This is a genomic window from Stenotrophomonas sp. YJH_SMC_120, from assembly GCF_059368675.1.
On sequence record NZ_JCAFRY010000002.1, the window covers coordinates 57,356 to 71,387 of the forward strand.

At 66.2% G+C, this 14,032-nt stretch carries 15 protein-coding genes; 4 read left to right on the forward strand and 11 right to left on the reverse strand.

Features of this window, described 5'->3' with window-relative positions:
• The first annotated feature begins 138 nt into the window (after positions 1-138).
• Positions 139-411 (forward strand): hypothetical protein, encoded by a 273-nt coding sequence (locus tag AC5P60_RS04305; protein ID WP_005409616.1) that lies wholly within the window; start codon positions 139-141, stop codon positions 409-411.
• A gap of 110 nt (positions 412-521) precedes the next feature.
• Complete coding sequence (locus tag AC5P60_RS04310; protein ID WP_033834972.1) at positions 522-1,277, forward strand: SapC family protein; 756 nt, start codon at positions 522-524, stop codon at positions 1,275-1,277.
• A gap of 475 nt (positions 1,278-1,752) precedes the next feature.
• On the opposite strand, the gene AC5P60_RS04315 is transcribed toward AC5P60_RS04310, so the two are convergent.
• On the reverse strand, positions 1,753-2,379 hold the full coding sequence (locus AC5P60_RS04315; RefSeq protein ID WP_049452886.1) for a response regulator transcription factor: 627 nt from the start codon (positions 2,377-2,379) through the stop codon (positions 1,753-1,755).
• Positions 2,380-2,720: 341 nt separating this feature from the next.
• Positions 2,721-3,239, reverse strand: coding sequence for a GNAT family N-acetyltransferase (locus AC5P60_RS04320; RefSeq protein WP_033835790.1), 519 nt, complete (start codon positions 3,237-3,239; stop codon positions 2,721-2,723).
• 86 nt (positions 3,240-3,325) lie between these two features.
• Between AC5P60_RS04320 and AC5P60_RS04325 the strand changes: the two genes are divergently transcribed.
• The gene (locus AC5P60_RS04325; protein WP_049402998.1) at positions 3,326-4,645 is read left to right on the forward strand and encodes an ABC transporter permease; all 1,320 of its coding nucleotides are present in this window, start codon (positions 3,326-3,328) and stop codon (positions 4,643-4,645) included.
• An 11-nt stretch (positions 4,646-4,656) separates the two neighbouring features.
• The gene (locus tag AC5P60_RS04330; RefSeq protein ID WP_033835151.1) at positions 4,657-5,871 is read left to right on the forward strand and encodes an ABC transporter permease; all 1,215 of its coding nucleotides are present in this window, start codon (positions 4,657-4,659) and stop codon (positions 5,869-5,871) included.
• A gap of 111 nt (positions 5,872-5,982) precedes the next feature.
• On the opposite strand, the gene AC5P60_RS04335 is transcribed toward AC5P60_RS04330, so the two are convergent.
• The 9 genes from AC5P60_RS04335 to AC5P60_RS04375 all read right to left on the reverse strand — a co-directional run bounded on the left by AC5P60_RS04335 (position 5,983) and on the right by AC5P60_RS04375 (position 14,021).
• Positions 5,983-6,516 (reverse strand): lipocalin family protein, encoded by a 534-nt coding sequence (locus AC5P60_RS04335; protein WP_111108586.1) that lies wholly within the window; start codon positions 6,514-6,516, stop codon positions 5,983-5,985.
• A gap of 8 nt (positions 6,517-6,524) precedes the next feature.
• The gene (locus AC5P60_RS04340) at positions 6,525-7,598 is read right to left on the reverse strand and encodes an SAM-dependent methyltransferase (protein ID WP_445950255.1); all 1,074 of its coding nucleotides are present in this window, start codon (positions 7,596-7,598) and stop codon (positions 6,525-6,527) included.
• Entirely contained in the window at positions 7,595-8,380 is a 786-nt protein-coding gene (locus tag AC5P60_RS04345) for a DUF1295 domain-containing protein (RefSeq protein ID WP_242899316.1), read from the reverse strand. Before AC5P60_RS04345 ends, AC5P60_RS04340 begins: the two co-directional genes overlap by 4 nt.
• Positions 8,377-8,922 carry a DUF2878 domain-containing protein gene (locus tag AC5P60_RS04350; RefSeq protein WP_049452874.1) on the reverse strand — a complete coding sequence of 182 codons (546 nt, stop codon included), beginning with the start codon at positions 8,920-8,922 and terminating at the stop codon, positions 8,377-8,379. The genes AC5P60_RS04345 and AC5P60_RS04350 overlap by 4 nt, the downstream gene beginning before the upstream one ends.
• Position 8,923: 1 nt before the next feature.
• A complete protein-coding gene (locus AC5P60_RS04355) occupies positions 8,924-10,183 on the reverse strand; it encodes a class I SAM-dependent methyltransferase (RefSeq protein ID WP_445950253.1) in 1,260 nt (419 codons plus the stop codon).
• Positions 10,180-10,947, reverse strand: coding sequence for a DUF1365 domain-containing protein (locus AC5P60_RS04360; RefSeq protein WP_242899315.1), 768 nt, complete (start codon positions 10,945-10,947; stop codon positions 10,180-10,182). The genes AC5P60_RS04355 and AC5P60_RS04360 overlap by 4 nt, the downstream gene beginning before the upstream one ends.
• Complete coding sequence (locus AC5P60_RS04365) at positions 10,944-12,221, reverse strand: NAD(P)/FAD-dependent oxidoreductase (protein ID WP_242899314.1); 1,278 nt, start codon at positions 12,219-12,221, stop codon at positions 10,944-10,946. Before AC5P60_RS04365 ends, AC5P60_RS04360 begins: the two co-directional genes overlap by 4 nt.
• 1 nt (position 12,222) lies before the next feature.
• On the reverse strand, positions 12,223-13,173 hold the full coding sequence (locus AC5P60_RS04370) for an acyl-CoA desaturase (RefSeq protein ID WP_242899313.1): 951 nt from the start codon (positions 13,171-13,173) through the stop codon (positions 12,223-12,225).
• Between the two features lie 80 nt (positions 13,174-13,253).
• On the reverse strand, positions 13,254-14,021 hold the full coding sequence (locus tag AC5P60_RS04375; RefSeq protein WP_065183793.1) for a hypothetical protein: 768 nt from the start codon (positions 14,019-14,021) through the stop codon (positions 13,254-13,256).
• Positions 14,022-14,032: the final 11 nt, after the last annotated feature.

Genomic DNA, 14,032 nt, shown 5'->3' on the forward strand with positions numbered 1-14,032 from the left:
CGCCATGCGGGGATGGGGCCCTCGGGATGCGATTTTTTGCATTGCATCGCAACAAAACTGCAGAAAAGGCTGGATTAAAGTGATGCCTCACGATAAATTGCGCACCCCCCGTTGCTCGCCGCCGCCCGCACCCTTCTCATGCGTGATGACAAAGACCCCGGAACCCTGGAGCTGACCCTGCCGCGAAAGCGCGGCCGTCCGCCCAAGTTCGGGTACGCCATGAGTGACGCGCAACGGGCCGCGCGCTACCGCGCGCGCCGGGCAGGGCAGGCCAACCATGCCGACGTGCGCTCCTGCAGCGACATGGTGCTGCTGGACAAGATCCGTGCCGCGGTGAGCGCGCGCGACACCGAACTGGCTGGGTTCCTGGTCCACGTGCTCTGGCAGCGCTACCCCCTGCAACTGAAATAGGCCGTCGGTGGGGTGGCCGTTGTCATCGAGCTTGTTGATAATGCGGGATTCAGGTTGTTCCCGCTGGCGCGCCCGGGATGGCAGGCGCGCATGATCGAACGGTTCCCAAGATGACCACCACCAGCGACACCACCACCGAAGCGGCGCCGAGCGGCGCCCCCCTGTTCTACACCCGTCCGGTGCCGCTGCAGGCCGATGTGCACGCCGATCTGCGCATCCTGCCGGGCAGGCTCGAGTTTGCTGCTGGCAACAACGCCATTCCGCTGGTGCTCGGCGAGTTCTCGCTGGCGCTGCACCACTTCCCGATCCTGTTCGCTGGCCCGACCGCCGTGCCGATGGCCGCCGTTGGCGTATCCGACCAGAACCTGTTCATCAAGGACGGCCTGTGGGAAGACGAGGCCTATATCCCGGCCTACCTGCGTCGCCACCCCTTCATCTTCATCGACACCGGTGCGGACAACGACTTCCTGCTGGGCATCGACGAAGACAGCTCGCGCGTGGTCAAGGGCGGTGACGAAGGCCAGCCGCTGTTCGTTGATGGCAAGGCCACCGAGATGGTGCAGCAGGCGCTGGAGTTCTGCGGCCAGTTCACCCGTGAGCACGAGCAGACCCAGGCCTTCTCCAAGGCCCTGATCGACAACGGCCTGCTGGTCGAGCGCAACGCCACCGTGCGTACCCCGGATGGTCGTGAATTCAACCTCAATGGTTTCCAGGTCGTCGACGTCGAGAAGTTCGTCGCGCTGCCGGAAGCGACTGTGATCGAGTGGCACCGCAGTGGCTGGTTGGCGCTGATCCACCAGCACCTGATGTCGCTGGGCCGTTTCAACGACCTGACCCGTCGCCAGGTCGAGCGTCTGGCGGCCTGATCAGTCAGGCGGCATGGCTTCCGCAGCGCGGGAGCCATGCCAGCGCTGCAGTATCTGCAGCAGGCACCGCACATCAACCCGTCGGGTGCGGCGTCGTTCCCGAGCTCCCATGGATCGGCCGCGATTCCGACCTGATCGGTTGCACCGCAGAACTGCGGCGTGCCCTGCAGGCGGCGCGCGCGATCACGCAATGCCATCGCCGTGCTTTTCGATTGGCCTCGGCGATGCCGCTCGGCCCGCATTTGTTGTCGGCCAGATGGACCGGGGCCAGCGGCACGATGCGCCCGGGTCGGCAGCGGGGCGGAACCGGCCAGTGCCGGTGGCAACGGGCGCAACGACGGCGCAGTGGCCTCGCGCACCTCACGGCCGGCGGCCCACTGATGCGACTGCGCGTCCCCGGCCGAAGCGGCCGGCAGCAGAGGCAGGGCCGGCAGCAGGAGGGTGGGGGCGTGCGGCTGTGAGTGACGTGGCGGCCTCATGGTGCATCCGGCGGGCGCCGCAGCGCATAGATCTCCGCATCGTTGCGCAGCCCAAGCTTGCGCAGCACCGCGACTTTCTGCGTGCTGATGGTCTTGACGCTGCGATGGCGTCGCTGCGCGATCTCGGAGACGGTCAGGCCGGACAGCAGCAGGTCCAGTACTTCACGCTCGTTGCGGCTGAGCTCAGTGTAGTCCGCCGGGATGGAGTAGTCGGGCGGCAGCCGCTCCAGTCCCTGTGAAACACGAATGATCGCTTCGGACAGCATGGGAAGGGGCTCGGCTTTGCTGACGACGCCACTGATGCCGGCCATGAGCAGGTGGTGGAGACGGGTGCAGGGGGAGAGGGTGGCGAAGGCAAGCAGCGGCGTCTCCGGGAATGCCGCGCGCAGGAGGGGGATCAGCTCTGTGCTGCTGCGGTCGCCACGCGCCAGCGTCAGATCGATGACGGCGACATCCACCCGCGTCTGTTGCAGCGTCTGGATGAAGGCGTCGCTGTGCCCATGGCTGGCGATGATCCTGAAGCGGGCGTCCTGCGACAGGTGCAGGACGGTGCCACGACGAACGATCTCATGGTCGTCCAGAAGTGCCAGGCGCAGTCGGCGCGGTGCGGGATGTCCTTTCATGCGCGGGGAGGTGATCGGCGCCTGGGGGCGTGGCGATCATTCTGGCGCTGGCGCCCTGCTGATCATCGAATTTGCAGGTTTTTTGCGATTATTCCTAAGAATCGATGGATTGTGACCATCGATTAACACCGATTGATTGAACTGATGGATCGCCAGGCCAGCAGCAAGCGAGTCGCGGGCAGCACGTAGGCGCCCTGCTTCTGGATGAGCGGGCAAACAAGGATGCGTTGTCTCACAAAGAAACGTACTTGCGTGGTGAGGCGCATGTTCCATGCGAGCCGATGGCTTTTTGCATGGAAGTGAGGCGTGTCAGCGTGACGCGTCATGTCGGGCCGAGCGCCTCATGCACGGTTGCCATTCCTGTGCAGTGCACGCGCCATCTCACTGGTTGCCACCCAGCCCAACTCGGCATACAGCGGAGTCGCCTGGGCAGTGGCATGCAGGATTATGTAGCTCACCTTCCGTTCGGCGAACGCGTCATCGGCCAATTGCATCAGCCTGTGGGCGACGCCCCTGCGCCGATAGCCGGGGTCCACATAGACGTTGAGCACGTAGCCGCGCTTGTCCTGCAGGGGGTGGGCCGGGTGCGGCGGCCAGTCGATCAGCATCAGGCCGATGCCCGCGATGGCGCGCCCCTGGTCCGTGAGGGCAAACCCGAAATAGTCGCCGGAGGCCAGGCGCGGCGCGAGCCAGGCACGGAAAGGGCCGGCCATCTGCTCCAGCACCTCCGCGGGGCGACCACTCTCGCGGAACATCGCTTCGCGGTGGGCGCAGATCAGATCCAGGTCATCGGGGTACAAGGGGCGAATCGCAAGGCCGTCCCATGCCTGCGCGTCTGTCTTGTCGGGGTGTTCGCTCATCGTCCGCCTCATCCGTTTAAACCTTTCTGGCAACCCCTGCATCGTATCTGCATGGAGCATGGCGAACGCAGGGGGATGCACCTTCCATGATGGACTATTACCTGAAGCTGGCGCTGCACAACGCCAGGCGCAATACGATCATTACTGCATTGATGGTGCTGGCGGTTGCCGTGGGAATCGGCGCCAGCATGACCACGCTGACCGTCACCCACCTGCTTTCCGGAGATCCGCTGCCGGGCCGGAGCGATCGGATCTTCTACCCGCAGGTGGATGTCGATCCCGGATCGAAAGGGCGCGAACCCCACGACGTGCTCGACTATCGGACCGCGCACGATCTCTGGTCATCCGGCCAGGCGGACCGCCAGACCATGGTGGTGGTCAATCCGGTGAAGCTCCGTTCGGATCTGGCTGGGATGGCGCCGCTGATGGGATCTTCGATCTCGACCACGGCAGACTTCTTCCCCATGTTCGAGGTGCCCTTTCAGTATGGCCGCGCCTGGACAGCCGAGGATGACCAGCGTCGCGGCCGCGTCGCGGTCATCTCGGCCCGGTTGAACCAGCGCCTGTTCGGGGGCCGCGACAGTGTCGGACAGACCCTTCGGGTCAAGGACACCCATGTGCAGGTCATCGGCGTGCTGGATCACTGGCGGCCCTCTCCCTTGTTCTACAAGATCAGGGGAGGGCGGTTCTCGGGTGGCGAGACGTCAAGCTTCTACGCCGCGGCCGATGACATCTATCTGCCGATGTCGACCAGCCTGGATATCAACGAGGGCGACTTCCAGCCCTTTACCTGCTGGGCGATGCCCGAGACCCCTGGGGTACTGCAGAACTCGCCCTGCGTGGCGGTCGCGGTCTGGGTGGAGCTCGGCAGCCCGGAGAAGGTGGCCAGCTATCGTCGCTACCTCTCCAACTACGCGGGCGAACAACAGCGCCTGGGACGCATCCGGCACGCGGACAACACCCGGCTTCGTTCGTTGATGGAGTGGCTGGACTTCAATCAGGTGGTGCCAAGCGACGTGAAGGTGCAGACGGTGCTGTCCTTTGCGTTCCTGGTGGTCTGCCTGGCCAATGTTGTCGGGCTGCTGCTGGCGCGCTTCCTGCGCCACGGCGGAGAAATCGGCCTGCGGCGCGCGCTGGGCGCCAGTCGGCGTGCGGTATTCACGCAATGCATGCTGGAAGCCGGGCTGATCGGTGTCGCCGGAGGGGTGGGCGGGCTGCTGCTGACCCTGCTGGGTCTGTGGGTGATCCGTGCCCAGCCGGTTGCCTACGCGGACCTGATGCATCTGGACCTGACCATGTTCATGGCCATCTTTGGCCTTTCCCTGTTGGCCAGCCTGGCGGCAGGCGCGATTCCCGCCTATCGCGCCAGTTCGATCCAGCCTGTGGCGCAGCTCAAGCTGCTGTAAAGGAAACGATCATGCAAACCGGACTGATCATCGCAGCGCTGCGCAAGCACCGGCTGGCCACCCTGTTGATCGCAATGGAGATCGCGCTGGCCTGCGCCGTGCTGTGCAATGCCATCTTCATGCTCACGGAGAAGGGGCGTGCACTGAACCTGGACAGTGGTATCGCCGAGTCGTCGCTGGGCATCGTGCAGCTCTCCGGATTCGACGCCGCCCAAGCCGCCGATCTCACTGCCCGGGTGACCGGCGCACTGCAGGCGATTCCGGGCGTAACGTCGGTCGGCATCATCAGCGCCGTTCCGTTCGGTGAACCGGGTGTCCGCGCGGGCGTCCATACCGATGAGAGCGGCAAGGTCTTCGGTGGGGTCCTCGATTTCTACCTGGGTGACGCGGCGGCGATCCAGGCGCTGGATCTGAAGCTGTTGGCCGGGCGCTTGCCGGACGTCGCCGAGTACGCACCGATCGGGCAGCACGTGCCCGCCAATGCGCCGATCCTGGTAACGCGGCAGCTGGCGGAGCGCTACTGGCCCAATGCGCCGGCAGTCGGGCGCAGCCTGTGGTCGATGGACAGCCGCTTCACCGTTATCGGCGTGGTCGAGCACCTGGCCGTATCACAACCCGGTGGAGGGGAGGCGCTGGGGAATGACTGGTCCGTGCTGATGCCGGCCAAGCCAGGTCCGCAGTTGGCGGGGCGCTACCTGGTGCGGGCGGCGCCCGGAGCGCTGCCCCGGGTGATGGCCGGCGCACAGCGGGCGGTGGCCGCGGTGGCGCCCGACGTGGTGTTCGACCAAGCCGCCAGCCGTACCGTCGCCGAGCTGCGCGCGGACTATTTCCATGGCGCCAGGTTGATGATGGCGCTGCTGGCGGGCGTGATCGTCGCGCTGCTGGGAGCCACCGCGCTGGGCATTGTCGGCCTGGCCAGCTACTGGGTAGAGCAGCGGCGCAGACAGATCGGCATCCGCCGTGCACTGGGCGCAACCCGCCGCGACATCCTGCACTACTTCCAGCTGGAGAACTTCCTGGTCGTGAGCCTGGGTGTCGTCGTTGGTGCGCTGCTGGCCTATGCATTCAACCTCGGCCTGATGCGGTTCTACGAACTGCCACGGCTTCCACTGGCGTACCTGCCGATCAGTGCGCTGGCGCTGTGGCTGCTGGGGCAGGTGGCGGTGCTTGCACCTGCATTGAGGGCGTCCGCGATCATGCCCGTGCAGGCCATCCGGTCCGCCTGACTTCCGGTGCAGCATGCTCAGGACGCTCGACGAGGCATCGACATCGTGGGTTCGCGGCGTCAGGTTGGCGCGCAGTGTCGCCTGCATTCGCCGGTTTCTGGCGCGGGGGCATCATCGCACCGACTGCGGCACGCGTCTCAGCTTCTGGGTGTCATAGCCCATCGCGGCAATGCGTTGCACCGCCTGCTGGTAGTCACTGTCCGACACCTGCGGCGTACGCGCCATGTACCAGACATAGTCGCGCTTGCTGCGTGCCACGATGGTCTGGCGGTAGTCGTCATCCAGCCAGGCGATCACATACTCGGCCTGGATCGGCCAGATGAACTGCATGCCCCAGATCGCGCCATTACCCTCCTTCTCGACACGGCCAATGGGGTGCATCGACTTCTGCGGCGCATCGAAGCTGCCCTTGCGATAGGTGAAGGTGGTCTGGATGCGCCCGTCGGGCTTCAAGGCATAGCTTTCCACCGCATCGTAGGCATCGCGTTCGGGCCAGGACGGAATATGGGCGATCACGTACCAGTCGCCCATGAAGCGTGGCACATCCACCGACGGCGCACGCGGAAGCGGCCGGGTGTCGCTGGAGGAGCAGCCCGAGCCGAACAGGCCGACTGCGATCAGCGGAAGCAGCGAGAACATGCGCATGGGGCACCTCAGCGGGGTCGGAACAGATAGTGGGCGACCAGCCACTGCTGGCCGTCGTCGTAGCCGAACAGTTCGGCACATGCCATCCAGAACATCCGCCAGCGCTGCCACCAGACCTTCGCCGCAGCGTGGCCGTAGGTGGCGATCAGTACCGGCATCACCTGCTCGCGGGCGGCATCCTGGTTGGCCAGCCAGTGGTCGGCCGTGCGCTGGTAGTGGGTGCCGTCCAGCAACCAGCGTTGATCCAGGCGAAGGTCGCGCTGGAAATGCAGCAGCGTGTCGGCGGCCGGCATCAGTCCGCCAGTGAAGAAGTGGCGGCCCATCCAGTTGTCGCCACCCTCGGTCTCGAACGGGTACATCAGTGTGCGATGGGCGAAGATGTGCACGAACAACGCGCCATCCGGTTTCAGCCACCGTGCGATGCCTGCCAGCAGGCGCTCGTAGTTGCGTACGTGCTCGAACATCTCCACCGAGACACAGCGGTCGAACCGGGCTGTCGGCAGATCAAGTTGGTTGACGTCACAGGTCAGCACCTCGACGTTGTCCAGGCCGCGCGCCTGGCACTGCGCCATGATGTGCTGGCGTTGGCTGTGCGAGTTGGAGACGGCAGTGATATGCGCCTGCGGGTAGCGTTCGGCCATCCACAGGGTCAATGAGCCCCAGCCGCAGCCCAGCTCAAGAATCTGCTGGCCATCGGCCAGTCCGGCGCGCTGGCCGTACAGTTCCAGCATGGCGTCCTCCGCCTGGTCCAGCGTTTCGCGCCCGGTGGGGTAGTAGCAGCTGCTGTACTTCAGTCGCTTGCCCAGGCAGGCCTGGAAGAAGGCTGCCGGCACTTCATAGTGTTGGCGGTTGGCTGCGTCGGTATGCAACGCGAGCGGGCTGTCGGCCAGCTCGGCGATGCGCCGGCTGAAGCGTGCCGATTGGCCTTCGATGCCACCCTCGCTTTCCTCATGCAGGCGCTGCGCGCACAAGCGGCGGATGCCCGAACGCAGCGCCGCATCGGGGACCAGCCCGCGTTCGGCCCAGGCGATCAGCCCGGTTTCCGCATCTTGGGCTGGGTTCAGTGACGGGATCGCGCTCATGCGGAATGCTCCTTGGAAGAACGGGGAAACCAGGGAAAGAACATCGGTGTACTGCGCTGGTAGGCGCGATAGTCGTCGCCGCGGCTGCGCAGCGCCTGTTTCTCGGTGAATGGAATGCCGCTCAGATAGCGCAGGAACACGTACATCAGCAGCGGGCCGGCCCAGGCCAGCCACCACAGTGGCGAGCCGACCGCGAGCAGGACATAAGTGAACCAGTGCAGCCACTCGAAGAAGTAGTTGGGGTGGCGGGAATAGCGCCAGAGCCCAGCGCGGCAGGTGCGGCCCTTGTTCGCCGGGTCGGCGCGGAAACGCGCCAGCTGGCGGTCGGCCAGGCTTTCGCCGCCGACGCTCAGCAGCCAGGCCAGCGCTGCGGCCACCACCCACAGGGTCAGGTCGGTCCGAGGATTGGCAGCCACCGCCACGAAGGGCAGGGCGAACAGGACGATCAGCAACGCCTGCGCCATGAAGAAGCCGAAGATCTTGCCCTGGTGGCCGTGCCAGTATTGGCGCAGGTAGCGGTAGCGTCCGTCCTCTTCTTCGTGACGGACCCGGTGCCACAGATGCAGGGCGAGTCGACTGCCCCACAGGCCGCCGAGCACGCCCAGCGCGATCCGTGGCATCACCGCGCCGTCGCCCAGCAGCGCCAACAGCAGTGCCGAGGCACCCACGCCCTTTGCCCAGAGCACATCGACCACGCCAATGTTGTGGTGGCGGCGCTGCCAGGCCCAGCCCCAGCACATCACCAGCACGGCGTACAGCAGGACCCACATCAGATTGATCATGACGACGCTCCTGCGAAGGGCGGCTGCGGGATGTGCATGCCGCGACGGGCGGTCCGGCACAGCAGGGAAAGCGCAATGCTCCAGCCCGCGCCCAGCACCAGCAGTCCTGGCCATGCGGGATCCGCGAACCGCACTGCGTCGAAACCGCGTGCGGCAGAGAGATAGGCCAGCGGTGCCAGCAGCAGGCCGAACAGGGCCGGCAGGGCCGGGTGGTGCTGCAGGAAGCGCATCGACGTGGTCAGCGTCATCGCGAACGCGGCCCACAACGCCATGATCCACGGCGGTGGCGCCCAACCCAGTGGGGCCGCCGCGTAGCGCACCGTGCCGCTGGCGGCGGCACTGGCGTCGACCAGCCATGCGCAGGCCAGTGCCAACATCAACAGCCGCAGATCCAGCCGGGGGCGCGGTGAGGTCAACAGCTGGCTGCCGACGTAGAGCGAAGCGGCCAGTAGCGCGGGCCACTGCCAGCCGCGGCCCGCGCCGGCCACGGCACACAGCCAGACCAGCTGGTTGCCGAGCAGATTTGCCCAGAAGCGATGCATGTCAGTGGCTGCCGGTCGCAGCGAAAATGGGCCGGTGGTCCGGACGGGCCAGCAACAGATGCGAGACGCCGATCGAACGTTCCAGGAAGCCACCCTCGCAATAGGCCAGGTAGAATTCCCACAGTCGGCAGAAGCGCGCGTCAAAGCCCTGCGCCTGCACTGCCGGCAGCTGGGCCAGGAAGCGTTGGCGCCAGGCGCGAAGGGTCAATGCGTAGGAGTGGCCGAAATCCTGCTGGGCGATCAGCTGCAGGTCGCTGGAGCGCGTTTTGGCGGCCATGATCGCGTTGATGGACGGGATGAAGCTGCCCGGGAACACATAGCGCTTGATGTAGTCGACGCTGCGCCGGGCCTGTTCGTAGCGGTGGTCCTCGATGGTGATGGCCTGCAGCAGGGCAACGCCATCAGGCTTGAGCAGGCGCTGCAGCGTGGCCATGTAGGTGTCCAGGTATTCGGCGCCGATCGCTTCGATCATCTCGATCGACACCAGCTTGTCGAACTGGCCCTGCAGGTCGCGGTAGTCCTGCATCAGCAGCGTGACCTGGTCCTGCAGGCCTGCCCCCCGTACGCGCCGGGCGGCCAGCGCATGCTGTTCTGCAGAGATGGTGGTGGTCGTGACATGGCAGCCATAGTGCCGGGCGGCATGGACCGCGAAACCACCCCAGCCGGTGCCGATTTCCACCACGCGGTCGCCGGGTTTGAGCTGCAGCTGCTGGCAGATGCGGTCCAGCTTGCGTCGCGAGGCCGATTCCAGCGGCTCGGACTCACAGGCGAACAACGCCGACGAGTACATCAGGTCCGGCGACAGGAACAGGGCAAAGAAATCGTTGCCCAGGTCATAGTGCGCGGCGATGTTGCGGCGGCTGCCCTCACGGCTGTTCCGGCGCAGGCGGTTCCAGCCCCGCAGCAGCCAGCCACCCACGCGGGCCGGGCCACGCTCCATGCCGTCCAGTAGGTCGCGATTGCGTACCAGCAGCCGGATCAGTGCCACCAGATCATCACAGTGCCATTCGCCCTGGATGTAGCTTTCACCCGCGCCCACACTGCCTTGCGCTGCAACCTTGCGATAGAACCCCGGGTCATCGATGGTGACGGTGACGTGCAGTTCGCCACGGGCATCGCCCAGCCAGACCTCGCCCAATGCGTCACGCACGCACAGGCGACCATCGCGCATGGGGGCAAGCTGGGCCAGCAGGCGGCGGCGCAGGAACGCATCCAGGGCGCCGGGGCGCGGCAGGGCGACCAGAGGGGTCATCGAGTTCATCGTGGTTTCTCGGCAAGAGCAGGGTGGTCGTGCACGGGGTTGCGTTTCATCCACAGCCGAAGTGCATGCCAGTGGATGGCGGCCACCACCTGGGTGGTCATCAGCGGATAGCAGGCCAGCACCCGGGCCAGCCCACGGCCGTTCAAGGCATGTCGCTGCATGGCCTGGGTGGCATCAAACTGGCGCACCCCGTCGCGCCAGACCTGCATGTGCACGCGCAGGTCCTGGTCCGGGCGGTTGAAGCGCCAGTCGTAGCGGCAATCCATCGGCATGAACGGCGAGACATGGAAGCGCTTGTCGAACTGCCAGCGCAATGACGCCCCTTCGTGGAGGGCCGTGGCGACCGGCAGCACATAGGCGTGCCGTTCCTTCCAGGGGGTATTGGTGATCTCGGCCACGATGCAGTCCAGCGTGCTGCCGTCGGCCTGGTAGCAGTAGTAGAAGCTGACCGGGTTGAAGACATGCCCGGCAAAGCGGAGATGGGTGAGCAGGCGAACCGGACCGGTTGGCCGGTAGCCAAGCGTGCCTGCAGCGTGGTCGCGCACCGTATCGGCCAGCGGCCGCGCGGGATCACCGAAGTAGTCGCTGCGGCGGAACTCGGCCAGGTTGCGGCGATTGACCGACCACAACCAGCGCCCGGCGAACACCGTGTCGAGTTCATCCAGGTCAAGCAGCAGCTGCGCGATGGGGTAACGGAATGCATGCGGATGCGGCTGATGCCGGCGATGCATCACCTGCCCGATGTAGAGCGCGCTGGCACTCATGCCGCCACCTCATCCGAGGCGGATACGTTCCGATGCGGAGCGCAGGCCTGCAGCGCATCGACCACGTGGCGGGCACTGCGGATGCCATCCTCGTGGAATCCCCAGCCCCAATAGGCGCCTGCAAACCATGTGTGGCGGCGGCCCTGCAGTTCCGCCCAGCGCTGCTGTGCGCGCACTGCAGCGTGGTCGTGTACCGGGTGCGCGTAATGCAGGGTCCGCAGCACCTTGGCCGGATCGATTGCCTCGCTGCGGTTGAGGGTCACTACCAGGGGGATGTCGCCCGGCAGACCCTGCAGCAGGTTCATGCAGTAGCTGACCGTGCAGGGCGCCGCGCGATCCTGTGGTACGTGCGCGTTCCAAGCCGCCCACGCCTTGCGGTTGCGCGGCAGCAACGACGCATCGGTATGCAGCACCGCTTCGTTGGACTGATAGCGGATGGCGCCGAGGACCTCACGCTCGACGGCATCTGCGTCGGCAAGCAACGCCAGTGCCTGGTCGCTGTGGCAGGCCAGGATCACTTCGTCGAAGGCCTCCACGCCGGCGCTGCTGTGCACGCGTGCACCCCAGGGCATGCGCTCGACCCTGCTGACCGGACATTGCAGCCGCTCACGCACGCGCCAGCGGCGACGCAGCGCATCCACGTAGCGCGTCGATCCCCCGCTGACCACCCGCCAGCTTGGCCGCCCGGTCATCTGCAGCATCTGGTGATTGGCCATGAACTGGGCCAGGTAGCGCGCCGGGAACGCCTGCACGGTGGCCGTCGGCGAGGACCACAGCGCCGAGGCCATCGGCAGCAGGTGCTCGTCGATGAATGCCTCGCCATAGCGCTGGCTGCGCAGGTACTCGCCGAGCGTGGGACCGTCTTCTTCGGCCAGCAGTAACGGCGCGTCGCGATAGAACCGGCGCAGGTCGGCCAACATGCCCCAGAAACGCGGCGACACCAGATTGCGGCGCTGGCAGAACAGCCCATCCAGTGAGGTGGCGTTGTACTCCACGCCGCTGCGCTCACTGTGCATGGAGAAACTCATCGTGGTCGGTTGCGAGGCCACGCCCAACTCGTCGAACAGCGCCGACAGCAAGGGATAGTGCTGGGGATTGAAGACGATGAAACCGGTATCCACCGCCATGCCTCTGCCCGCCACCTGCACGTCGTGGGTATGGGTGTGGCCGCCGAGGTAATCGTTGGCCTCGAACAGCGTGACGTCGTGCTGGCCATCCAGCCACCAGGCACTGGCCAGCCCCGCGATACCCGAGCCGATGACCGCGATGCGCATCTCAGTACCTCGCCTTGGCCAGAACCCACCCGGGGATGGGCTTGAGCCCTTTGACCAGACCCAGCGCCGCCATCGCGCGCAGCCCGTACCAGGTCAGGTCCACTTCCCACCAGCGGAAGCCCTGGCGCACGGTGCCGGGGAAAAAATGATGGTTGTTGTGCCAGCCCTCACCGAAGGTGAGCAGCGCCAGCCACAGGTTGTTGCGGCTGTCGTCGCGGGTCTCGAAGCGGCGGCGGCCGAAACGGTGGGCCAGCGAATTGATGGTGACGGTGGCGTGGAACAGTACGATGGTGGAGATGAAGAAGCCCCACACCAGCAACTGCGGGCCCGTGGTGTGCAGGCTGGGCGCCCAGCGTTCCAGTGCTGCACCCAATGCATACAGTCCGATGGCCAGCAGCACGGGAATGGCGGTATCGAAACGATCGAGCCAGCGCAGTTCGGGGAAGCGCGCCAGGTCAGGTACCCGCGACAGATCGGTGGCGAATGCCTCGCGGGTGAGGAACCAGCCCATGTGGCTGCGCCAGAAGCCGCCTTCGCGCGGTGAGTGCGGGTCCAGCGGCTGGTCGGCATGCCGATGGTGGTGGCGATGATGGGCAGCCCACCACAGCGGACCGCGCTGCACGCTGGACGCGCCGATCACCGCGAACACGAACTGCACCGGACGCGATGCCTGGAAGGTGCGGTGCGAGAAGTAGCGGTGATAGAACGCCGTGATGGCGAACATGCGCACGGCGTAGAGCGCCGTGGCCACGACGACCGCCGTCCATGACACGCCCACCCAGATCACCGCGATGCAGGCCAGGTGCATCAGTGCAAAGGGTACCGCGCGCACCCAGTCGATGCGTCCTGGCTGTTCGCCGGTGGTCTCTGTGGCGTTGCTGGTGTCCACCCATCGCTGCAACGTACGCAGCAGGTGCAAGCGTCGACGGGGGAGGGGCGCTACAGAGGCCATGGCGGATCTCGGCGGGTGTCGTGTCTTCCTTTACGCAGCAGGGGGCGCAATGGATGCGCCACTTCGAACTGAATTTCGCTTCACCTGGGCGTCACGGCGCAACGCTCGGCCAGGGGTTGCGCCCACGCCTGTTGCCAGTCACCTGCCGGTCGCTCGGCAGCTGGCGACCGGAAGCGCACCGTCACCTGCGGATAAGTGCCGCGCGCATCTCGCAGGTTGCTGGTGCCGCGGAACTCCAGCAGACGACGGTCGGCCGTGGCGTAGACCAGGGCCAGGCGCGGCGCGATGCCGCCGTACCAGGTGTCCAGGCTGACCTCGATGGCCTGGGCGTCGATGCCCTGCCAGCGTACCGGGCCGATGCGCCGCACCTGCACCGGGAAGTAGCGCTGGCGTGCAGGCACCAGGAACGGCAGTGTGATGCGCTCGCCGCGCAGCAGCGCCGGCCAGTGCAGGCGTACTGCGGCATCAAACCCCGCATCGATCACCGCGTCCGGCGGCTGTTCAAGCCGGCGCCTGCGCAGCTCACTGGCGGCATCCTCCTTCCATGCAATCGACACCGAGTCGCCAGCGGCGTCGACCTCGGCGGTCTGGCCGCTGCGGCGGTCCTCCAGCGAATATCCCCGTGCCTGTGGGCGGGCGCTGGCGGGCAGATGCTTGCGGGCGAAGGGTTGGCCATCCGGGCACTGGTACAGCACCCAGCGCTCGGCGCCCTCCGTTGCCTCGCGTCGCCAGTGCACTTCACGGTAGAGGAGGTCGCCCTGCGCGGAGGTGGCCACGCCCTCGCTTCGCAACCAGGGTGCCGCCAGCGCGGCTTGGGGCAGGCACAGCAGCAGCCAGGCAGTGCGCATGGGTCTTCATC

Coding starts and splice junctions, on each gene's coding strand:
- AC5P60_RS04310 (WP_033834972.1), top strand. CDS start 522: ATGACCACCACCAGCGACACCACCACCGAAGCGGCGCCGAGCGGCGCC.
- AC5P60_RS04325 (WP_049402998.1), top strand. CDS start 3,326: ATGATGGACTATTACCTGAAGCTGGCGCTGCACAACGCCAGGCGCAAT.
- AC5P60_RS04305 (WP_005409616.1), top strand. CDS start 139: ATGCGTGATGACAAAGACCCCGGAACCCTGGAGCTGACCCTGCCGCGA.
- AC5P60_RS04360 (WP_242899315.1), bottom strand. CDS start 10,947: ATGAGTGCCAGCGCGCTCTACATCGGGCAGGTGATGCATCGCCGGCAT.
- AC5P60_RS04335 (WP_111108586.1), bottom strand. CDS start 6,516: ATGCGCATGTTCTCGCTGCTTCCGCTGATCGCAGTCGGCCTGTTCGGC.
- AC5P60_RS04340 (WP_445950255.1), bottom strand. CDS start 7,598: ATGAGCGCGATCCCGTCACTGAACCCAGCCCAAGATGCGGAAACCGGG.
- AC5P60_RS04345 (WP_242899316.1), bottom strand. CDS start 8,380: ATGATCAATCTGATGTGGGTCCTGCTGTACGCCGTGCTGGTGATGTGC.
- AC5P60_RS04320 (WP_033835790.1), bottom strand. CDS start 3,239: ATGAGCGAACACCCCGACAAGACAGACGCGCAGGCATGGGACGGCCTT.
- AC5P60_RS04355 (WP_445950253.1), bottom strand. CDS start 10,183: ATGAACTCGATGACCCCTCTGGTCGCCCTGCCGCGCCCCGGCGCCCTG.
- AC5P60_RS04375 (WP_065183793.1), bottom strand. CDS start 14,021: ATGCGCACTGCCTGGCTGCTGCTGTGCCTGCCCCAAGCCGCGCTGGCG.
- AC5P60_RS04370 (WP_242899313.1), bottom strand. CDS start 13,173: ATGGCCTCTGTAGCGCCCCTCCCCCGTCGACGCTTGCACCTGCTGCGT.
- AC5P60_RS04315 (WP_049452886.1), bottom strand. CDS start 2,379: ATGAAAGGACATCCCGCACCGCGCCGACTGCGCCTGGCACTTCTGGAC.
- AC5P60_RS04350 (WP_049452874.1), bottom strand. CDS start 8,922: ATGCATCGCTTCTGGGCAAATCTGCTCGGCAACCAGCTGGTCTGGCTG.
- AC5P60_RS04365 (WP_242899314.1), bottom strand. CDS start 12,221: ATGCGCATCGCGGTCATCGGCTCGGGTATCGCGGGGCTGGCCAGTGCC.
- AC5P60_RS04330 (WP_033835151.1), top strand. CDS start 4,657: ATGCAAACCGGACTGATCATCGCAGCGCTGCGCAAGCACCGGCTGGCC.